The sequence below is a fragment of the Streptomyces sp. NPDC057697 genome, assembly GCF_042799335.1.
In the GTDB taxonomy this organism is placed as follows: domain Bacteria; phylum Actinomycetota; class Actinomycetes; order Streptomycetales; family Streptomycetaceae; genus Streptomyces.
Genome location: NZ_JBHVJA010000014.1, coordinates 47460 through 68325, shown reverse-complemented (window position 1 = coordinate 68325; position 20866 = coordinate 47460). Strand labels below are relative to the sequence as shown.

At 72.7% G+C, this 20866-nt stretch carries 15 protein-coding genes and 1 other RNA gene; 6 read left to right on the top strand and 10 right to left on the bottom strand.

What is annotated here, in order from left to right; genetic code table 11:
* Window positions 1-191: 191 nt before the first annotated feature.
* Window positions 192-1202 (bottom strand): LysR family transcriptional regulator, encoded by a 1011-nt coding sequence (locus ACFVFH_RS29600; RefSeq protein ID WP_383774176.1) that lies wholly within the window; start codon window positions 1200-1202, stop codon window positions 192-194.
* A 106-nt stretch (window positions 1203-1308) separates the two neighbouring features.
* On the opposite strand from ACFVFH_RS29600, the gene ACFVFH_RS29595 reads away from it, so the two are divergent.
* The gene (locus ACFVFH_RS29595; protein ID WP_383774174.1) at window positions 1309-2568 is read left to right on the top strand and encodes an MFS transporter; all 1260 of its coding nucleotides are present in this window, start codon (window positions 1309-1311) and stop codon (window positions 2566-2568) included.
* Between the two features lie 60 nt (window positions 2569-2628).
* Here ACFVFH_RS29595 and ssrA read toward each other — a convergent pair.
* From ssrA to ftsE, 5 genes are all read right to left on the bottom strand, one after another.
* Window positions 2629-2998: a transfer-messenger RNA gene (ssrA, locus tag ACFVFH_RS29590) on the bottom strand.
* A gap of 128 nt (window positions 2999-3126) precedes the next feature.
* Entirely contained in the window at window positions 3127-3615 is a 489-nt protein-coding gene (smpB, locus tag ACFVFH_RS29585; protein WP_351073540.1) for an SsrA-binding protein SmpB, read from the bottom strand.
* A gap of 18 nt (window positions 3616-3633) precedes the next feature.
* Window positions 3634-4821, bottom strand: a complete 1188-nt coding sequence (locus tag ACFVFH_RS29580; protein ID WP_383774172.1) for a S41 family peptidase — start codon at window positions 4819-4821, stop codon at window positions 3634-3636.
* A gap of 68 nt (window positions 4822-4889) precedes the next feature.
* A complete protein-coding gene (ftsX, locus tag ACFVFH_RS29575) occupies window positions 4890-5807 on the bottom strand; it encodes a permease-like cell division protein FtsX (protein ID WP_383774170.1) in 918 nt (305 codons plus the stop codon).
* 23 nt (window positions 5808-5830) lie between these two features.
* On the bottom strand, window positions 5831-6520 hold the full coding sequence (ftsE, locus tag ACFVFH_RS29570) for a cell division ATP-binding protein FtsE (RefSeq protein ID WP_072484165.1): 690 nt from the start codon (window positions 6518-6520) through the stop codon (window positions 5831-5833).
* A 269-nt stretch (window positions 6521-6789) separates the two neighbouring features.
* Here ftsE and ACFVFH_RS29565 point away from each other — a divergent pair, with 269 nt between their 5' ends.
* Window positions 6790-6990, top strand: a complete 201-nt coding sequence (locus ACFVFH_RS29565; RefSeq protein WP_383774168.1) for a hypothetical protein — start codon at window positions 6790-6792, stop codon at window positions 6988-6990.
* Between the two features lie 185 nt (window positions 6991-7175).
* Here ACFVFH_RS29565 and ACFVFH_RS29560 read toward each other — a convergent pair whose 3' ends face one another.
* The 4 genes from ACFVFH_RS29560 to ACFVFH_RS29545 form a co-directional block, all read right to left on the bottom strand.
* On the bottom strand, window positions 7176-8099 hold the full coding sequence (locus ACFVFH_RS29560) for a hypothetical protein (RefSeq protein ID WP_383774166.1): 924 nt from the start codon (window positions 8097-8099) through the stop codon (window positions 7176-7178).
* A 384-nt stretch (window positions 8100-8483) separates the two neighbouring features.
* Complete coding sequence (gene prfB / locus ACFVFH_RS29555; protein WP_124723230.1) at window positions 8484-9590, bottom strand: peptide chain release factor 2; 1107 nt, start codon at window positions 9588-9590, stop codon at window positions 8484-8486.
* A gap of 149 nt (window positions 9591-9739) precedes the next feature.
* On the bottom strand, window positions 9740-10981 hold the full coding sequence (locus ACFVFH_RS29550; RefSeq protein WP_383774164.1) for a serine/threonine-protein kinase: 1242 nt from the start codon (window positions 10979-10981) through the stop codon (window positions 9740-9742).
* Between the two features lie 196 nt (window positions 10982-11177).
* Window positions 11178-12833 (bottom strand): serine/threonine-protein kinase, encoded by a 1656-nt coding sequence (locus ACFVFH_RS29545; protein ID WP_383774162.1) that lies wholly within the window; start codon window positions 12831-12833, stop codon window positions 11178-11180.
* A gap of 490 nt (window positions 12834-13323) precedes the next feature.
* Between ACFVFH_RS29545 and ACFVFH_RS29540 the strand changes: the two genes are divergently transcribed.
* The 4 genes from ACFVFH_RS29540 to ACFVFH_RS29525 all read left to right on the top strand — a co-directional run bounded on the left by ACFVFH_RS29540 (window position 13324) and on the right by ACFVFH_RS29525 (window position 20750).
* Window positions 13324-16887 (top strand): FHA domain-containing protein, encoded by a 3564-nt coding sequence (locus tag ACFVFH_RS29540; RefSeq protein ID WP_383774160.1) that lies wholly within the window; start codon window positions 13324-13326, stop codon window positions 16885-16887.
* Window positions 16888-17063: 176 nt separating this feature from the next.
* The gene (locus ACFVFH_RS29535) at window positions 17064-18425 is read left to right on the top strand and encodes an ABC transporter substrate-binding protein (RefSeq protein WP_383774158.1); all 1362 of its coding nucleotides are present in this window, start codon (window positions 17064-17066) and stop codon (window positions 18423-18425) included.
* Window positions 18426-18429: 4 nt separating this feature from the next.
* On the top strand, window positions 18430-19848 hold the full coding sequence (locus tag ACFVFH_RS29530) for a carbohydrate ABC transporter permease (RefSeq protein ID WP_383774156.1): 1419 nt from the start codon (window positions 18430-18432) through the stop codon (window positions 19846-19848).
* Window positions 19845-20750 carry a carbohydrate ABC transporter permease gene (locus tag ACFVFH_RS29525; protein WP_383774154.1) on the top strand — a complete coding sequence of 302 codons (906 nt, stop codon included), beginning with the start codon at window positions 19845-19847 and terminating at the stop codon, window positions 20748-20750. Before ACFVFH_RS29530 ends, ACFVFH_RS29525 begins: the two co-directional genes overlap by 4 nt.
* Window positions 20751-20866: the final 116 nt, after the last annotated feature.

The window sequence follows — 20866 nt, the reverse complement described above, 5'->3', positions numbered from 1 at the left end:
GGTACGGACACGCACACGGGCACGGGCACGGGCACGAGCACGAGAAGGGCGCGCAAAGGTATACCGCCATCGGCACCCGCCCGGCGCACGCCTCGACACGCTCCTCCTTCCTTCGACAGACGCCTGGCGCACACCCCTACGTACGGATGGAGCGGGCCGCCCCCGTGCGCGGCGATCCGGCACGGCACGACTCAGCCGGTCTCCAGCATCAGCGACGCGTCGGGGGCGGGAAGCCAGCTGCCCTCGGGACGCACCAGCCAGCCCTCCTCGGAGCCCAGCCGGGCCACGGCCTCGCACAGGGCGTCGAGACCGGGGTGGCGCAGCCCCTTGCGCCAGACCAGCAGCAGCGGCGAGAGCGGCACGGGCCGGACCAGCGGACGCACCACGGTGCCCGGCATCGGCGGGAAGTCGACGACGGCCAGCACCGGGTTCCGGGACTTGGCCATGACCCGCTGGAATTCGGCCACGCCGACCGCGAGCGGCACGGGTGGCGCGAGCTCGATGCGCCACTCCGCGAAGAGCAGCCGGGCGAAGTCCGTCCATTCCGCGGTACGTGGATTCCCGGCGCCCGCGTAGACGGTCTCACCGGCCAGATCGCCGAGCGCGACCGTCTCGCGCGCGGCGAGCGGGTGGTCGTCGGGGAGCAGCACGGCCATCGGCTCGTACCGCACCGCCCGCATGCCCAGCCGTGCCCGCACCGCGGGGTCGAGTCCGGCGGCGCGGCCGAAGGAGACGTCGAGCCGCCCGGCGAGGATCTCGTCGGCGGCCCAGGACAGACCGCTCTCGAAGCGCGCCATGAGCTCGCAGGCCGGGGCCAGTTCCCGGGCGCGGGCGAGCACCCGGGCGGCCGTCATGCCGTCGGTGTTGAGGTCGACGAAGAGCGGCCGGGCCGCGGGGTCCTCAAAGGCCGTGACCAGCTCGGCGTGCGCGTCCAGCACCCGTCGCGCGTACGGCAGGAGCCTCTCGCCGTCGGCGGTGAGGGCGACCTGCCGGGTGGTGCGTACGAAGAGCTCGGCCCCCAGCTCGCGCTCCAGCCTGCGGATGTCGCGGCTCAGCGCCTGCTGGGCGAGGTAGAGGCGGGCGGCGGCGCGGGTGAAGTGAAGTTCCTCGGCCACCGCGACGAAGGCGTGGAGCAGCCGGGGGTCGGTGTGGGTGCGGACGGTACGCGTCGGGGTGCCAGGATCGGCGGCGGAGGAGGCCACACCAGAATTTACAACACGGATGCGTCAATCATTCACAACCGGGATGCGTCAATCGGCGCCAAGAAGGTGTTGGACCCCGTGGCCCGCACGCCCCGAGGCTTGATCCATGCCGTACGAGAGAAAGCCCGCCACCACCCCTCTGCTCACCGTCTCCGGTGACCTGCTGGTCATCGCCCCGCGCACCGCCCCCGCCCGGCGGGCGTCCGCCAACCCGTACCGCAGGCTGCTCGCCACCCCGGGCGCCCGCGCCTTCACCGCGGGCAATCTCATCGCCCGGCTGCCCAGCGGGATGTTCAGCGTCAGCGCGGTCATCATGATCGCCGGGACGCGCGGCTCGTACGCCCTGGCCGGGGCGGTCACCGCGACCGGCCTGGCCGCGACGGCGGTGGTCGCCCCCTGGACGGCCCGGCTCGTCGACCGGTACGGGCAGGCCAGGATCGCGGTGCCCGCCACCGCGATCGCCGTGCTCGGCTCACTGGCCCTGCTGCTCTGCGTGCACTACGACGCCCCGGCCTGGACCCTCTTCGCCGCCTACGCCGCGACCGCCACCACCCCCAACACCGGCGGGATGTCCCGGGCCCGCTGGGCCCATCTGCACCGGGGCGACCCGGCCGCCCTGCACACCGCGAACTCCTTCGAACAGGCCGCGGACGAGCTCTGCTTCATGCTCGGCCCGGCCCTCGCCGCACTGCTGTGCTCGGTGCTCTTCCCGGAGGCCGGAACGCTCGTCGCGGCGACCCTGCTGATGACCGGCGTACTGATCTTCGCCGCCCAGCGCTCCACCGAACCGCCGGTGGCGCCCCGCACCCACACGGGCTCCCCGCTCCGCACCCCCGGCATGCCTGCGCTGCTCACCGCCTTCCTCGCCACGGGCGCGGTCTTCGGCTCGATGGAGGTCGTCACGATCGCCCATGCCGGGGGCGCGATCCTGGCGCTCCAGGCGGCGGGCTCGTGCGTGGCGGGGCTGCTGTACGGCTCGCTGCGCCCGGCCACCGACATCCGACGCCGGCTGCTGCTCTGCCTGGCCGGGATGACGGCCCTGATGTCCCTGCCCCTGCTCGCCGCCGCCTCGACCCCCTCCCTCCTCGCCCTCGCCGGCGCCCTCCTCCTGGCCGGCGCGGCGACCGCCCCGACCATGGTCACCGGGATGACCCTGGTGCAACGCCTCACCCCGGCGAGCCAGTTGAACGAGGGCATGACCCTGGCCGTCACCGCTCTGCTGGGCGGCATCGCGGCGGGCTCGGCGACCGGCGGCTGGATGGTGGAGCACATCGGCGGCATCCAGGGCTACGCCCTCCCGATCTGCGCCGCGGCCCTGGCACTGACCGTCGCGACGGCCGGGGTCCGGGTACGGCGCAGTCAGTGACCGGCACACGAAAGAGGACCCCGTCGCCGGTGGGCGACGGGGTCCTCTTTCACATGGGAATTGTGGAGATGGCGGGAATCGAACCCGCGTCCAACGGTGCAGAATCAGGGCTTCTCCGTGTGCAGTTCGCTGCGATTTTCTCGGCCCCGGAGATCACGCGAACAAGTCTCCGACGGGCTCAGTCACTGTTTGATTTCCTTCCAGGCCCCGTGACCGGGTCTAGAAGTTTAGATCCCTTGATGATGCCAGGATCCGGGTCGGGATCACCCCCGGGCTGACACTTCGCAAGTCGCTACTTAGGCAGCGAGGGCGAAGGAATCGCGCTTGGTGTTGGCGATTATTGGTTGCGACATATGGTTTACGAGATCATTGCCGCTTCCTCGACACGCTTCCCCTGCTTCGACATCCGCTGTCGAAACCGATCATCCCCATGTTGTTTTTTCAATACGCGCACCCGCTGTGAGGTGCAGTGCCATCGTACGTGACCAACGCGCGACGATGCCAGCCTATTCCCGTCGGCACCGCCGACGCCCGGCCGCACCGGGGCCGGGCACGGTCCTACGCGCTCCGCTGGCGCCTGCGCGCCGCCGAGATCGCCCGGTTGGTCTCCCGCAGGTCCTGCTTCTCGCGCAGGGTCTGGCGCTTGTCGTACTCCTTCTTGCCCTTGGCGAGCGCGATCTCGACCTTGACCCGGCCGTCCTTGAAGTACAGCGCGAGCGGCACGATCGTGTGGCCCGTCTCGCCGGACTTCGACTCCAGCTTGTCGATCTCGGCCCGGTGCATCAGCAGCTTGCGCTTCCGCTTGGCCGAGTGGTTGGTCCAGGTCCCCTGCACGTACTCGGGCACGTGGATGTTGTGCAGCCAGGCCTCGCCGCCGTCGATCTGGACGAAGCCGTCCACCAGGGAGGCCCGGCCCAGCCGCAGCGACTTGACCTCGGTGCCCATGAGCACGAGGCCGCACTCGTAGGTGTCGAGGATGTGGTAATCGTGCCGCGCCTTCTTGTTCTGCGCGATGAGCTTGCGCCCTGTGTCCTTTTCCTTAGCCATAGTGCGGCCATTTTCGCACTACGACCCACCCCCGAGGCCACTCAATACCGTCTCGGCCCGCTGCTCGGCCCGCGAGCCGACCGCGAGGTCCGGGGTGATGCCCCGCCCGTCGACACCCCGGCCCGCCGGGGTGCGGTAGTGGCCGACGGTCAGCTCGGCCACCGCGCCGCCCGGGAGCTTGCTGGGCATCTGGACCGAGCCCTTGCCGAAGGTCCGCGAGCCGACCGTGACGGCGCGGCCCCGGTCCTGGAGCGCGCCGGTGAGCAGCTCGGCGGCGCTCATGGTGCCGCCGTCGACCAGGACCACGAGAGGGCGGCCGGTGTCGCCGCCCGGCTGCGCGTAGAGGGCGCGCTGCTCGCCGTGCACGTCGTACGTGGCGACCAGGCCGCCGTCCAGGAAGGCGGAGGCGGCGGTGACGGCCTCGGTGACCAGTCCGCCGGAGTTGCCGCGCAGGTCCAGGAGGACCCCGGCGTCCGACGGCGCGTCCCGGACCGCGTCCCGGACCTTGGCGCCCGAGCCCTTGGTGAACGAGTCGACCTCGATCAGTACCGCGGTGGAGGGGTCGGCACGGTCCGCGCCGATCCGCCGCACGGTCACGGCCTCGGTGGTGAGCCTGGCCCGGCGCAGCGTCTCGGTGCGCACACCGGAGCCGCGCCCGATCCCCAGCACGACGGCGGTGCCCGCGGCGGCCTCCGTACGGTCGCCGCGCAGCAGGGCGACGACCTCGGCGACGGGGCGGCCATCGACCCGGTGGCCGTCGACCGTGCGGATCCGGTCGCCCGGCTCGATGCCGGCCCGGTCGGCGGGGCCGCCCGGCTGCACGCGGGCCACCTCGACCTGCCCGTCCGCGGAGCGCTTCGCGGCGATCCCGACCCCGGTGTACGAGCCGTCCAGGGCCTGCTCGAACTCCTCGTACTGCCGTTCGTCGTACACCGCGCCCCAGCGGTCACCGCTGCGGCTGACGACCTCCTCGGCCGCCTTCTTGCCGGACTTGCCGTCGGCCACGGCGCGGGCCGCCGCGGCGGCCACCTCGTCGCGGTCGACGGTGGAGGCCACGGAGCGGGTCGCCAGGGACTCGGACTTCGGGTGGCAGCGGGGCAGCGATCCGGTGGCCGCCGCGGTGGCCAGCACACCCGCGAAAACCAAGGTCAGGGCAGCCCCGCGGCGCACGCCGCGGGGCCCGCGACACTGCGTGGGGCCCGACATGGCGCCGAGTCTAGGACAACGCCCCCTGGGCGCACGGCCGGTTGGCCGCGCGCCCCAGGGGGCGCATGTCACACCTTGAGGTACTTGCGGAGCGCGAAGAGCGCGGCAACGGCGGGCATCAGCAGGCCGATTGCCAGGACCAGGGGCAGCTTGGTGAGGACCGCGTCCCAGCCGATGAATTCGATCAGGTTCAGCTTGCTCTGGAGTTCCAGGCCGCCGTCGATCAGGAAGTACCGGCCGGCCAGCAGCATCACGCAGGCCAGCACACCGCCGATGAGACCGGCGAACGCGGCCTCCATGATGAACGGCATCTGGATGTAGAAGCCGGAGGCCCCGACGAGCCGCATGATGCCCGTCTCGCGCCGTCGGCTGAACGCGGACACCCGGACGGTGTTCACGATCAGCATCAACGCGATGATCAGCATCAGCGCCATCACGAACAGGGCGGCCACGTTCATGCCGTTCATCAGCTGGAAGAGGTTGTCCAGGATGCTTCTCTGGTCCTGGACGGACTGCACTCCGTCCCGGCCGGCGAAGGCCGTGGCGACGACCTTGTACTTCTTCGGGTCGTGGAGCTTGACCCGGAACGACTCCTGCATCTGGTCCGGCGTGATGTTGCTCGCCATGGGCGAGTCGCCGAACTGGTCCTGGTAGTGCTTGTACGCCTGGTCGGCCGACTCGTAGGTGACCGTGTCGACGGCGTCCATCTTGTGGAGGTCGTCCTCGATCGACTTCTTCTGCTGCGCGGTGACAGCGCCCTTGGCGCACTTGGGCGTCGAGGTCACATCGCTCTTGCTGCAGAGGAAGATCGAGACGTTGACCTTGTCGTACCAGTAGTCCTTCATCGTGCTGACCTGCTCGCGCATGAGCAGCGCGCCGCCGAACAGGGCGAGCGAGAGGGCGACGGAGACGACGACGGCGAAGGTCATCGTGAGGTTGCGACGGAGGCCGACGCCGATCTCCGACAGGACGAACTGGGCGCGCATGGCGTCCTTTCAGTGCTCGGTGCTCAGTGCTGGTAGCCGTAGACGCCGCGCGCCTGGTCGCGTACGAGACGGCCCTGCTCCAGCTCGATGACGCGCTTGCGCATCTGGTCGACGATGTTCTGGTCGTGGGTCGCCATGATCACGGTGGTGCCGGTCCGGTTGATCCGGTCCAGCAGCTTCATGATGCCGACGGAGGTCTGCGGGTCCAGGTTGCCGGTCGGCTCGTCCGCGATCAGCAGCATGGGGCGGTTCACGAAGGCCCGCGCGATCGCCACGCGCTGCTGCTCACCACCGGAGAGCTCGCCGGGCATCCGGTCCTCCTTGCCGCCGAGGCCGACCAGGTCGAGGACCTGGGGCACCGCCTTGCGGATCTCGCCGCGCGGCTTGCCGATGACCTCCTGCGCGAACGCCACGTTCTCCGCGACGGTCTTGTTGGGGAGGAGTCTGAAGTCCTGGAACACCGTGCCCAGCTGGCGGCGCATGTGCGGCACCTTCCAGTTGGACAGGCGCGCGAGGTCCTTGCCCAGGACGTGGACCGCGCCCTGACTGGCCCGTTCCTCACGGAGGATGAGCCGCATGAAGGTGGACTTGCCGGAGCCGGACGAGCCCACCAGGAAGACGAACTCGCCCTTCTCGATATCGAGGGACACATCCCGTAGAGCGGGGCGGCTCTGCTTCGGGTAGGTCTTGGAGACGTTGTCGAATCGGATCACGGATGCACCACGGTCGGCCGGGAGTAGGTGTGCGTGACCATACGCGAACCGGACTGAGCCGTGCAGGCGCGCGTCCGAGGATGGGCGATTTATGGCGGAACGGTACCGGCCGGACGCGGGTCCCAAGTGCCGCGGAACGGGCGATCTCCGGCGGGCCGCGCCGAAAACCGCGCGAGCTGGCACAGTGGTAGGGGGAACGGTTGCGTTTCCATGAGCGTTGTGCGGAGAGAAAGCGTATGCGGCTCCGCCGCGCGGGAGGAGGAAAGCGCATGACCTATGACCGACTGGTGTGCGCGAACTGCGCGGCGCCCGTCAACGAGGGCCGCTGCCCCGTGTGCCGGGCGAGCCGTGCGCGGCTGCAGCAGGAGCAGGGGCAGGGAATGTTCTCCGGGCTGAACCCGGTGATGCTCGTGGCCCTGCTGGTGGTGCTGCTGGGCGCGCTGGCGCTGCTGGCGCACCAGGGCGGCTAGCCGCACGCTCCGCCTGCCGGCCGACCGGCGCCGGTACGTGTACGCGGAGGGGCCCGGGATACCGATCGGTATCCCGGGCCCCTCTGTGCGTGGCGTCACCGCCGGTGGCCCTCAGGGCCTCTCGTTCGGATCATGCCGGGCTCGCGTGCCCGGATGCCTGATCGGCCCGATCCGGATGAAAGACCTCAGGCGACCGTGCGGCCGTTCATCAGGCGCGGGAGGATCCGGAAGCCGATGCCCCCGGCGATCATCGTCGCGGCGCCGACCAGCAGGAACGTGGTCTCGGCGGCACCGGTCTCGGCGAGCTCGTCCTTGCCCTTGCCCTGCTCGACCGGCTGGTTGCCGGCGGAGTCGGGGGTGGTGTTGTCCGCGCACTTGGCGCCGTCGAGGTCGACGGTGCAGGTGTCGCCGCCGGTGGTGGAGCCAGTGGCGCCGCCGTTGCCGGTGGTGCCGCCCGTGCCGGTGGTGCCACCGTTACCCGTGGTACCGCCGTTGCCGGTGGTGCCACCGTTGCCGGACGTGCCGGAGGTGCTGTTTCCGCCGTTGCCGGACGAACCGCTGTTTCCGCCGTTGCCGGAGGTCCCGTTGCTGCCGCCGTTGCCGGAGGTGCCGTTGTTGCCACCGTTGCCGGAGGTGCCCTCGGTGCCGGAGTCGCCGGACGTACCGGAGTCACCGGAGGTGCCCGAGTCACCGGAGTCACCCGACGTACCCGAGTCACCGGAGGTGCCCTCGGTGCCCGAGTCGCCGGACGTACCCGAGTCACCGGAGGTGCCCGAGTCACCGGAGTCACCCGACGTACCCGAGTCACCGGAGGTGCCCTCGGTACCCGAGTCGCCCGACGTACCCGAGTCGCCCGACGTGCCCTCGGTGCCGGTCTGACCCTCGTCGACGGCACCCGGGCCGCCGTCGCCGGATCCGCCCTGCGGGTTCTTGATGTCGGCGTCGATCCCCAGACCGCCCTCGTCGACCGCGGCCTTCGTGGACACGACGCCCAGGTCGACACCGATGCCGACCGCCGAAGCCGCACCGGCGGCAGTGAGCGAGGCGCCCGCGGCGATGACCGCGCCCGCGGCGATCCGCGCGACGCGTACTCGCGTCTTCTTCGTCATGTGCTGCTACCCCCAGTAGCTGTTCTCGTCAGTGGAGCAGCCATATGCGGGCCCCGGCTCTCCGGGGTTCGCTCCGAGCGGCGCCACACAGAGCCGTGGTCATGCCGCCCGCCCCCGTTCACACCCGTCCCAGACATACGCATGCTGCCCTAGCACCCTGTCCAGAGTTAAGGACTACGTCAAGGCCGTTCCGTGCAATATGCACTGTTTTGCTCGCAGTTGGCCTTCATTCGGAATCACGACTGTGACGCACTCGCCACGGCATCCACGCAACCAGGAGTCCCAACTCCCCTTCGGGGGCGGAGTCCTGACCACCCCTGACGAAAAACGGCGGTGCCGGAGACCCTCGGGGTCTCCGGCACCGCCGTGCACGCGTGTCGCCGCCTACTTCTCCCGCTGCTTGCGCCAGCGGATGCCGGCCTCCAGGAAGCCGTCGATCTCGCCGTTGAAGACCGCTTCCGGGTTGCCCATCTCGAACTCCGTACGCAGGTCCTTGACCATCTGGTACGGGTGCAGGACGTACGAGCGCATCTGGTTGCCCCAGGAGTTGCCGCCGTCGCCCTTGAGGGCGTCCATCTTGGCCTGCTCCTCCTGGCGGCGGCGCTCAAGGAGCTTCGCCTGGAGGACGTTCATCGCGGACGCCTTGTTCTGGATCTGCGAGCGCTCGTTCTGGCAGGAGACGACGATGCCGGTCGGCAGGTGGGTCAGGCGGACCGCGGAGTCCGTGGTGTTGACGCCCTGGCCGCCGGGGCCCGAGGAGCGGTACACGTCCACGCGCAGCTCGGACTCGTCGATCTCGATGTGGTCGGTCTGCTCGACCACCGGCAGCACCTCGACGCCCGCGAAGGACGTCTGGCGGCGGCCCTGGTTGTCGAAGGGCGAGATCCGGACGAGCCGGTGGGTGCCCTGCTCGACGGAGAGCGTGCCGTAGGCGTACGGGACCTGGACGGCGAAGGTGGTCGACTTGATGCCGGCCTCCTCCGCGTACGACGTCTCGTAGACCTCGGTCTTGTAGCCGTGCCGCTCGGCCCAGCGGATGTACATGCGCTGGAGCTTCTCGGCGAAGTCGGCCGCGTCCACGCCGCCGGCCTCGGCCCGGATGTTGACCAGGGCCTCGCGGGAGTCGTACTCGCCGGACAGGAGGGTACGGACCTCCATCTCGTCCAGCGCCTTCCTGACGGACTCCAGCTCCGACTCCGCCTCGGCCAGGGCGTCGGCGTCGCCCTCGTCCTGGGCGAGCTCGAAGAGGACTTCGAGATCGTCGATCCGGCCGCGGAGGGCCTCGGTCTTGCGGACCTCGGCCTGGAGGTGGGAAAGCTTGCTGGTGATCTTCTGCGCCGCCTCGGGGTCGTCCCAGAGGGAAGGCGCGGCCGCCTGCTCCTCGAGCGCGGCGATGTCCGCCCTCAGCGCATCCAGGTCCAGGACGGCCTCGATCGACCCCATGGTCGAGGAGAGGGACTTCAGCTCTTCGGAAATATCGACGACTGCCACGGGTCCAGCGTAACGGCTGTCGGCACGGACGTTCCTCGGGCCGCCCGATCACGCCCCGGCGATCATGGGCGCGGCGGCCTCGCGGGCCGTACGACGACGGGGTCGCGCGGGGTGGCCGCGCCCCGCGGACGGCCTCGCGGCCCCCGGGGTCAGGGCGTTCCCGGCGCCGAGGTGCCCGTCTCGCGGGCGGGTTCGTCCGCGTCGTCGCCGCCCAGCACCAGCCGGCCGCCCACGCCCAGCGCCACCAGCAGCACCACGGCGGCGGCGCCCAGCGCGAGGCGGCGCTTGCGGACGGCGGCGGACTTGTTGCGGGCCGAGCCGGGGCGGGGCGTGCCCGGGGAGCGGGGGGCCCTGGCCGTGCCCCGGGGCCCGCCGGAGAGTTCGTCGGGGGCCGGGACGCGCATGCTGGTGTGGGTGTCGCGGTTGGAGTCGGCGGACGAACCGGGGACCAGCGGGACCGCGCCCCGGCGGCGGGGCTCCTCGGGGGCGGCGGGGGTGTACTGCTGCTCGTCGTAGGCCCGGGGCTCCGGCTCGGCGTCCGGCTCGTCCACGTCGAGCGGGGGGATGCCTGCCAGGTGCGGGAGCTGCTCGCGCAGCCGGGCCGCGAGTTCGGAGGCGCGCAGCCGGGAGGCGGGGGCCTTGGCCAGGCACTGGACCAGCAGCTGCCAGAGCTCGTCGGGGATGCCGGGGAGCGGTACGACCGTCTCCGTGACGTGGCGGCGCAGGACGGCGCCGGGGTGGCCGCCGCCGAAGGGCGTGAAGCCGGCGAGGATCTCGTACAGGACGGTGGCGAGGGCGTAGATGTCCACGGCGGCGCGTGGCGGCAGCCCCTCGACTATCTCGGGCGCCAGGTAGTCCGGAGTGCCGATGATCTTGGTGGCCTTGGTGCGGCGCGGGGTGTCGATCAGCTTGGCCACGCCGAAGTCGGTGAGCAGCGCCGGGTGCGAGCCGCCGGGTCCGAGCGGGCCCTCCATGTCGAGCAGGATGTTCTCCGGCTTGACGTCGCGGTGGACCACCCCGGCGGCGTGCGCGGCGGCGAGGCCGTCGGCGACGTCCGCGATGATCGCCACGGCGGCCTCGGGCGCGAGGCGGCGTTCCCGGTCGAGGCGGGTGCGCAGGTCGGTGCCGCGCACCAGGTCCATGACGAGGGCCAGGTCGTTGCCGTCCACCACGAGGTCGCGGACGGCGACGACGTGCGGATGGTCGAGTCCGAGCAGGGCGGTGCGCTCCTGGACGAAGCGTCCGACGAGTTCCTGGTCGGACGCGAGGTCCTCGCGGAGCAGTTTGATGGCCACCGGGCCCTCGGGCCCCTCGCCGAGCCAGACCGTGCCGGCGCTGCCGCGCCCCAGGATCTGGTGTGCGGTGTACCGGCTGCCGATATTCCGTGCCAAGACTGCTCCCTCAGCGGCTGGCGATGGACCGTCGCTCATGACCCCCGGTCGACAAAGTTACGCGTCGGCCGGGGGGTTGAGTGCCCGGGATGGTGCCAACCTTCACTTCCGCGGGCGATATGCGGTGGAAACTGGCCCGCGGAAGTCGATATAGCTACCGAGTCGATGGTGGTGCGGTTGATGGTGGTGCGGCCGTTCAGGGGCCGGTGTTGCCCGCGCTGCCGCTGTCGCTGCCGCCGCCCAGCTTCGACACCCAGTCGCTGATGTCGGAGACCGTGTCGCTGATCGCCTGCCAGTAGCTCTTGCCCTGGCCGATCCAGTCCTGCAACGGGGTCAGTTCCCAGATCAGCCAGCCCGCGACGAACAGCAGCACCACGGTGAACAGGCAGCCCTTGAGGCAGCCGAGGCCGGGAATCCGCATCGGGTTGGCACTGCGCTGCCTCGGCTCGCGGGGCTGCCGCGGGGCCGGGGGCTGGGGCGCGGCCGGCTGCTGCGGGGGCGCGTACTGCTGCCGCTGGGGCTGCTGGTACTGCTGTTGGCGCTGGGGGTACTGCTGTTGCTGCGGCTGCTGGTACTGCTGATGCTGCGGCGGCGGCTGACGCCGGGGCTGCTGCGGCTGCTGCTGGGGCTGGGCGCGCTGGGGTCGGCGGCGCAGCGGGTCCTCGCTCGGGTCGAGGTACTGGACCTGGGTCTGGTCGTTGCGGTCGCGGGCCGCCTGGAGTTGGGACTGCCAGGGGTGCGGCCCGTCGGGCTGCGGGGGGCCGTCCGGACGCGGCGGCACGGGCGGCAGGACCGAGGTCGGGTCGGCGTGCCCGGCCGGGCCCTGGCCGGGGGTGTGCGGCAGGACGCTGGTGGCGGCGCCGGGGTCGTACGCGCCCGCGTTGCTCGGCAGCACCTGCGTCGGGTCCGCGGCGCCGGGGGTCGCCGGTACGGCCGCGGGCGCCGGGTCGGGGGCGAGCAGGGCGCCCACGCCGTCGGCCGCGGCGATCTGGGCGGAGTTGGCGTGCACGCCGATGCCCTCCGCGACGACGCGCAGGCCGCGGGCCAGGTTCTCGGCGCTGGGCCGCCGGTCGGGGTCCTTGCTCAGGCAGCGCTCTATCACCGTCCACAGCGGGGCCGGGACGGTGCTGGGGCGGCGGGGCTCCTCGCTGAGGTGCCGGTGGAGCACTTCGAGCGCGGTGCCGCCGGCGAACGGCGGACGGCCGGTGACCAGCTCGTACAGCAGGATGCCCGCGCCGTAGATGTCGACGGCGGAGGTCTGCGGGCGGCCCTCGGCGGACTCGGGCGCCACATAGGCGGGCGTGCCGACGAACTCATGGGTCCGGGTGAGCCCCGGGGAGTCGGCCAGGCGGGCGATGCCGAAGTCGGTGAGCATCGGGCGCATCCGGCCGTCGCGCTCGTCCAGCAGGACGTTGGCGGGCTTGAGGTCGCGGTGGACGACGCCGTCGGCGTGGCTCGCGGCGAGCGCGTCCGCGATCTGCGCGGTGAGCAGCGCGGCGGCGACCGGGGTGAGCGGGCCGTTCTCGCGGAGGTAGCGGTGCAGGTCCGGGCCGTCGATCAGGTCCATGACCAGAGCGAGGAGGTCGCCCTCGACGACCAGGTCGCGGGTGCGCACGATGTTCTCGTGGGTGAGCCGGAGCAGTACCGAGCGCTCGCGCAGGAACCGCATCACGATGTCGGCGTCGTTGGCCAGCTCTTCCTTCAGGACCTTGATCGCCACGGTCTCGCCGGGCTCGCCGGCGACGGCCGCCTCGGCGCCCGCGGTCTCCCGCTGGCGGGCCCGCCAGACGGTGCCCGTGGCGCCGCGTCCCAGCGGCTCCTCCAGGAGGTACTTGCTGCCTACCGGCCGCACGTCATGCGCTCCCTGCAGATCGTGGTGCTTACGGTCCCCCCGGTTCCGCCCGGGCGTTCCGGCCCACTCTAGTGGGGTGACCGGCGGGGTCGGGCGGCTCCGCCGGGTCGTCCGACGGCTCCCGGCCGCTCCCGTCCCGGGGAGGCGGCGACCGGCTCGCGGAACAAGACGCGCACATCGGGCGGATGGTTGCCGCACACCTGTGCGATACGACGTTCCCGGCGCTCCCGCGGAACGGTTCCGTCCGCGGGCCCGGCGTTCCAAGCAGGCACTTATGGGCGCACAGCCGACGTTTCAAGATCACTTGGCGGTGGCCCCCGGGCGTGTTGTCGGCGGCAGGTGCGAGGATGCCTCCAGCACGGAACCGCGGGGTCGGGAGCCCCGTGGCACGTGACGAACCTGTACCGGACGACGCGTCCGTGTCGGGTGGGGGGAATCACAGGGCGTTTCCCCTGCCCGGCGCACCGCGCAGAAGGGACCGCTGACGGCGATGCAGATCCGGCTGACCGTCCTCGCGCCGCGCAGCGGCCAGACCCCGGCGCGCGCGTGCGACGTGCTGGTCACCGCCCCGCCCGGGACGGCGCTCGCCACCGTGGCGTCCAACCTGGCCGCGGCCGTCCTGGGGCCCGACGGCTCGCTCGGCAGCGGCGCGGTGGTGCTCTTCGCCGGGCGCGAGCGGCTCGACGCGCAGCGGTGCGCCCTGGGCGAGCCGCCGCTGGTGGACGGGGCGGTGCTCTCGCTCCAGGTCCCGGGCGAGGACGAGGCGGTGGACGACGCCGTCCCGGCCCGGCTGCACGTGGTCGCGGGGCCGGACGCGGGCGGGGTCCACCTGCTGCACGGCGGCCGCGTCCGGATCGGCCGCTCCGCCGACGCGGACGTGCCGCTGGACGACCCCGATGTGTCCCGGCTGCACTGCGCGGTGACGGTCTCCGCCGACGGCCTGGTCGCGGTGGCGGACCTCGGCTCCACCAACGGCACCCTGCTCGACGGCGAGGAGGTCCGCGAGCGCCCGGTCCGGCTGAAGCCCGGTGCGCTGCTGCGGCTCGGCGAGTCCACGCTCCGGCTGACCTCCGGCGCGCCCGCGCCGACGCTGGCGACGGCCCCGGACGGCGAGGGCCATCTGCGGGTGTCCGGCACGGCGGGCGCCGACGACGGCCCGGGACACGGCTACGCCCTGCCGGTCGCCCCCGCTCCCACCCCCCGGGAGGACCCCGGCGCCGCCCTCGCGTACGAGGAGGACGAGGGGCGGGCCGACGGGCGCGGGCGGACCGCCGCCGGCCGCCCCGCGCCGGACGACGGGGCGCTCAGGCGGGGCGGGATCGGCGCCTGGGCCCGCAGACTCGCGGGCGGCAGGGGCGAGCCGGTGCACGAGGCGACGCCCGACGGGGCGGAGGCGTCCGATCCGCTGTTCCCGGCCACCTCCGCGGCGCCGTCCGGGCCCGCCGGGCCGAGCGCCTGGCCGGACCCGGCGGCCGTGCTGCTGACCGCGCTCGGCCCCGGCCCCCGGCTGTGGGAGCGCGGCACCGGCCACCCCGAGGCGCTCGTGGTGCGCCTCGGCACGACGGACCGGGCCGAGCTGCCCGCCGTGCCGGTGACGGTGGGGCTGCGGGAGGCCGGTTCGCTCGGGCTCGCCGGTCCGCGGACCCGGCTGGCCGGGCTCGCCCGCTCGGCCGTGGCGCAGCTCGCCGCGCTGCACTCCCCCGCCGATCTGGAGATCGTGCTGATCAGCACGGACCGCGCCCGCGGCGCGGACGAGCGCAGGCGCGAGTGGGCCTGGCTCGGCTGGCTGCCCCATCTGCGGCCGGCGCACGGCCAGGACTGCCGGCTGCTCCTCGCGTACGACCGCGAGCAGGCCACCGCCCGGGTGACGGAGCTGGTGCGCCGGCTGGACGACGGTCCGCTCGGCCCCGGCTGGGCGAGCCTGGACCGGAGCACGGTCGCCGAGGCCGCGCGGCGGTACACCGGGCCGTACACCGTGCTGGTCGTCGACGGCGACCCGGGCTCGGCGGCGCTGCGCGAGAACACCGCCCGGCTGGCCGCCGTCGGTGCCGCGGCCGGTATCCATCTGATCTGTCTGGCCGAGACCCCGGCCGCCACACCCACCTCACCGGTCGCGGCGACCTACGAGGCCGCCTGCCACGCCTCGATCGCGTTCCGCGAGTGCGGGGCGGTGGCGATGCTGAGCGGCGACGTGGCGACGGCCCTGCGGCTGCTGCGGACGGCGGACGGCCAGGCCGCCGGGCGCGGCACGGTCGCCACCGTGGACGCGGTCTCGGCGCACTGGGCCGAGCGGTTCGGCCGGGCGCTGGCCCCGCTGCGCACGGAGGGGTCGGCCGCCGCCCACGGCCGGTCGTCGGCGGCGGCGCTCCCGACGACCGCCCGCCTGCTGGACGAGCTGGGCCTGGCCCGTGCCACCCCGGCCTCCCTGATGGCCCGATGGGCCTCCACCGCGGACGACCAGCCCGGCGCCACGGTGCGCGGCTCGGGCCGCTGGGCGGGCGGCACGGGCGGCGACGGCCGCGGCTCGGACCGTACGGAGCAGCCGCGCGGCACCGGCCCCCGCGTGGGCGCCCAGCGCATGGGCGGCGCCCCAAGGCCGGACGAATACGCGCCCGGCTCGGGCCGCACCCCCTACCCCGGCAGCGAGAACGCCACCCATATCGGCGCCCCGGGCCGCTCCCTCGCCCCGGACGACGGCCACGAGGCCCCCGGCTCCGGGCGCACCCCGTATCCGGACTCCGGGCGCACGCCGTACCCCGGCGGTTCCCCGGGCCGGATCGGCGGGCAGCGCCACGGCGGTGCGCCCGCCCGAGCCCCGGGTGCGGAGGCCGGGACCGGCGCCCGGACCGGCGGGGGTGACCGCGCGGGCGACGGCCCGGGGGACGGCGGTCTCCGCGCCGGCGCTTCCGGGCGCGGCGCGAACCGGGTCAGCGGGCCACGTGGCGACGACACGCCCCGGATCGCGGCGCGGGGCGCGGAGAGCGCCGCCGCCACCGCGCCCGCCGAGGGCGCCGCGCCCGCCGTGGTCGGGCGGCCCGTGGTGGTGCTCGGGGCCGGGCCCCGGGGCGCGGTCAGCGTGGATCTGTCGGAGGAGGGCCCGCACCTCCTCATCGAGGGACCGGCCGGCAGCGGGCGCACGGAGCTGCTGCGCGCCGTCGCCGCCTCGCTCGCCGCGGCCGCCCGGCCGGATCTGCTGGGCATCCTGCTGGTCGACGGCGCGGGCGACCGCGGCGAGGGCCTCGCCCCCTGCACCGAGCTGCCGCACGCCTTCACGCACCTGGCGGCCTCCGATCCGGTGCGGATGCGGGAGTTCGCGCAGGCCCTGGGCGGCGAGCTGAAGCGCCGCGCCGAGCTGCTCGGCCCGCACGACTTCACCGAGTGGCACCACCGGCAGGAGGTGGCGCGGCGGATGGTCGGCCAGCGGCCGCCGACCGCCGCGGAACAGCGCGGTGACGTGGACACCCCGATGAGCGGGACGCTCCGGCTGCGCCCCGCCGCCCGGCCCTCGGACCCCGGGCCTTCCCCGCTGCCCCGGCTCGTCGTCCTGGTCGACGACTTCGACGCGCTGGTCGCCCCGGCGCTCGGCAGCCCCGGCCGCCCCGCCGCCGGTTCGGTGGTGCGGGCCCTGGAGGCGGTGGCGCGGGAGGGCGGCCGGCTGGGCGTCCACCTGGTCGCGGCCTCCGCCCGCCCGGAGCGCACGGAGGACACGGACCTGGCCCACGGGGCGCGGCTGCGCATCGTGCTGGACGCGCCGGTGGTCCCGCCGTCGCCGGAGAGCCCGGCGCCCGGCCGGGGCAGGCTCGGGCACCCGGACGGCCGGGTGACGCCCTTCCAGGGCGGCCGGGTGACCGGACGCATCCCGCGTACCGCCACGCTGCGGCCCACCGTCGTCCCGCTGGAGTGGGAGCGGATGGGTGATCCGCCGACCCGCCGCCCGGTCCGCGAGCTGGGCAACGGGCCGACCGACCTGGCGCTGCTCGCCAGTGCGCTGGAGTGGGCGGCCCGGTCGGTGAACGCCGAGCCGATAGCGCCGTTCGGGCCCGTCCACCCCTGAGGGGGATCTTCGGGGAGCGCGGCGCGAACAGCCGTGCGGCGCCGGGTCCGGACATCCACTGACATCACGTCACGAGCCCATCACGATCAAGGAGTTGAGACGCCAAGCGGTATTGCGGCCCCCGTGCACCCGGCGTAGGACTGTGCGCACACGACGATGTGAGAAACGGGGAAGCAATGCGCACAACCCTTCGGATCAGCAGGGCCGCAGCGGTGTTCACCGCCATCGGCGCACTGGCCCTCACCGGTTGCGGTGACGGTGGCGACGGGAAGGACAAGACGGACAGCGGCGCGGGGAGCGACAAGAGCGGCTCCACCGTCGCCCTGCCCGAGCTGGACGGCCAGAAGCTCTCGGTCGCGGCCGTCTGGACGGGCGCCGAGCAGGCCAACTTCGTCAAGGTCCTCAAGGAGTTCGAGAGCCGCACGGGCGCCGAGGTCACCTTCGTCCCGGCCCAGGACCCGATCGTCAACTTCCTCGGTACGAAGATCGCGGGAGGTCAGCCGCCGGACGTCGCGATGATCCCGCAGGTCGGCGCGATCCAGCAGGCCGCGCAGAAGAAGTGGGCGAAGCCGGTCGGCCCCGAGGCCAAGGCCCAGCTGGCCAAGAACTACGCGAAGGTCTGGCAGGACCTCGGCGCGGTGGACGGCACCCAGTACGGCGTCTACTTCAAGGCCGCCAACAAGTCCCTGGTCTGGTACAACGCCAAGGCGTTCGAGAACGCGGGCGCGGCCGAGCCGAAGACCTGGAAGGACTTCCTGAAGACGGCCGAGACGATCTCCGCCTCGGGTGTCACCCCGGTCTCGGTCGGCGGCGCGGACGGCTGGACGCTCACCGACTGGTTCGAGAACGTCTATCTCTCCCAGGCCGGTCCGGAGAAGTACGACCAGCTGGCCCAGCACAAGATCAAGTGGACGGACCCGTCCGTCAAGGACGCGCTGACCACGCTGGCGCAGCTCTTCGGCAAGCCGTCGCTGATCGCGGGCGGCGCCGACGGCGCCCTCCAGACGGAGTTCCCGGCCTCGGTCACCCAGACGTTCACCGGGGGCGACCAGCCCAAGGCCGCGATGGTCTACGAGGGCGACTTCGTGAGCGTCAACATCGCGCAGACGAAGACGAAGATCGGGACGGACGCCAAGGTGTTCCCGTTCCCGGCGGTCGGCGCCGAGTCCCCCGTCGTGACCGGCGGCGACGCCGCGGTGGCGCTGAAGGACGGCAAGGGCGCCCAGGCCCTGCTGACCTGGCTGGCCTCGACGGACGCGGCGAAGATCATGGCCGGGCAGGGCGGGTTCATCTCGCCGAACAAGGCCCTGGACGCCGCCGCGTACCCGAACGAGGTGCAGCGCACCATGGCGAAGGCGCTGATCGGTGCCGGTGACTCCGTCCGCTTCGACATGTCCGACCAGGCGCCGCAGTCGTTCGGCGGGACGCCCGGCAAGGGCGAGTGGAAGACCCTCCAGGACTTCCTGAAGAACCCGAAGGACATCGCGGGGACTCAAGCGAAGCTGGAGTCCGACGCGGCCAAGGCGTACAAGAGCTGACGGGATGACGACAGCCGCAGCGGGGGGCGCCGACGCGGTGCCCCCCGCCGACAAGCAATCGTCCGCCGAGCCGTCGGTGCCCTCGCCCAGGAAGCCGTCCGGCCCGCGGTCCGGCAGTCCCGGACGCGGCCGCCGAAGCGTGACCGGCACCCGCAGGCTCATCGCGGCCCTGTTCCTGGCGCCCGCGCTGGTGCTGCTGGGCGCGCTGGTGGTCTATCCGATCGTCTACTCCGTCTACCGGTCGTTCCTCGACCAGGCGGGCACGGGCTTCGCCGGACTCGACAACTACAAGGCGCTGTTCACGGACGACACCATCCGTACGGCGGTCGAGAACAACGCGATCTGGCTCGTGCTCGCGCCCACGGTCTCCACGGCCCTCGGGCTGATCTTCGCGGTGCTCACGGAGCGGGTCCGCTGGGGCACCGCGTTCAAGCTGGTCGTCTTCATGCCGATGGCGATCTCCATGCTCGCCGCGGGCATCATCTTCCGGCTGGTGTACGACGCCGCTCCGGAACGCGGGGTCGCCAACGCCGTCTGGGTGGGGGTGCACGACACCTTCTCCGAGTCGGCGGGGTACCCGAAGGCGCATCCGCTGCCCGTCCACCCGCTCAAGGCGGGCGGTGGCGGCTCGTTCGTCACCAAGGCGCCGGTACGGGCCGGACAGCCGGTGCTGCTGCCGCTGGTCGGCGTGGTCCCGGCGAACATGCCGAAGGACGCGGAGCCCGCGAAGGCCGCCGCGGCGAAGGGCGGTGAGATCACCGGCACCGCGTGGCTGGACTTCACCAGGGGCGGCGGCGGCCGGCCCAATGTCATCGACGCCAAGGAGCTGGGGCTCAAGGGCCTCACGATCGAGGCGGTCAAGGACGGCAAGGTGGTCGCCTCGGCGACGGCGGGCGCGGACGGCACGTTCACCCTGCCCGCGTCGGCGGACGGCGCCGGGCTCCGGCTCCCCGCCTCGAACTTCAAGGAGCCGTACAACGGTGTCGAATGGCTCGGCCCGACCCTGGTCACCCCGGGGATCATCGGTTCGTACGTCTGGATGTGGGCCGGGTTCGCGATGGTGCTGATCGCGGCGGGGCTCGCGGGGCTGCCCCGTGAACTCCTCGAAGCGGCCCGGGTGGACGGCGCGAACGAGTGGCAGGTGTTCCGCCGGATCACGGTGCCGATGCTCGCGCCCGTGCTCGTGGTGGTGCTGGTCACGCTGATGATCAATGTGCTGAAGATCTTCGACCTGGTCTTCATCATCGCGCCGGGCTCCTCCCAGGACGACGCGAACGTGCTGGCGCTCCAGCTCTACCGGTCCTCGTTCGGCACGGACGCGGACCTCGGGATCGGCAGCGCCATCGCCGTACTCCTGCTGCTGCTGGTACTCCCGGTGATGTACGTCAACATCCGCCGGATCCGGAAGGAGGGGCGCCGATGACGACAGCGTCGACCACGAGCACGACGGCCGCGGACGTTCCGCTGCGGGCCGAACGGTCCCTCGGCGCGCGCCTCGCCGCCCGCGCCGCCGGCGGGGCGATGCGGATCTTCCTCGTCCTGGTGGGCCTGTTCTGGCTGATGCCGACGATCGGGCTGCTGCTCTCCTCGCTGCGGGGCTCGGACGACATCGCCGCGACCGGCTGGTGGAAGGTCTTCACGGCCCCGTCCCAGCTCACCTTCGACAACTACTCCCGACTGCTGGACAATCCGACGATCACCCACTCCCTCCTGAGCACGGTGATGATCACCGTTCCGGCGACCGTGCTGGTCGTCGTGATCGGTTCGCTGGCCGGATACGCCTTCGCCTGGCTGGAGTTCCCCGGCCGCGACTGGTGGTTCCTGGTGGTCGTGGGGCTGCTGGTGGTCCCGGTGCAGGTCGCCCTGGTGCCGGTCTCCAAGCTCTTCGGCGCGGTCGGGATCTTCGAGACGACCTTCGGCGTGGTCATCTTCCACACGGCCTTCGGCCTGCCCTTCGCGATCTTCCTGCTGCGGAACTTCTTCGCGGAGATCCCGAGGGAGCTGCTGGAGGCGGCCCGGCTCGACGGGGCGGGCGAGATCCGGCTCTTCACCCGGGTCGTGATGCCGCTGGGCGGCCCGGCGATCGCCTCGCTCGGGATCTTCCAGTTCCTCTGGGTGTGGAACGACATGCTGGTCGCGCTGATCTTCGCCGACTCGGACAGCCCGCCGATCACGGTGGCCCTCCAGCAGCAGGTCAGGCAGTTCGGCAACAACATCGACGTGCTGGCGCCCGGCGCCTTCGTGTCGATGGTGATCCCGCTGGCGGTCTTCTTCGCCTTCCAGCGGCAGTTCGTCTCCGGCGTGATGGCGGGCGCGGTCAAGTAGACCCCGCGCGCCGGGCCCCGCGCGATGCGCACGGCTGTACGTCAACACGGGGCGGGGCGGCCTCTCCTGGCTGCCCCGCCCCACCTGCCGTTTCGCGGACGTGTCACGTTCCGGCG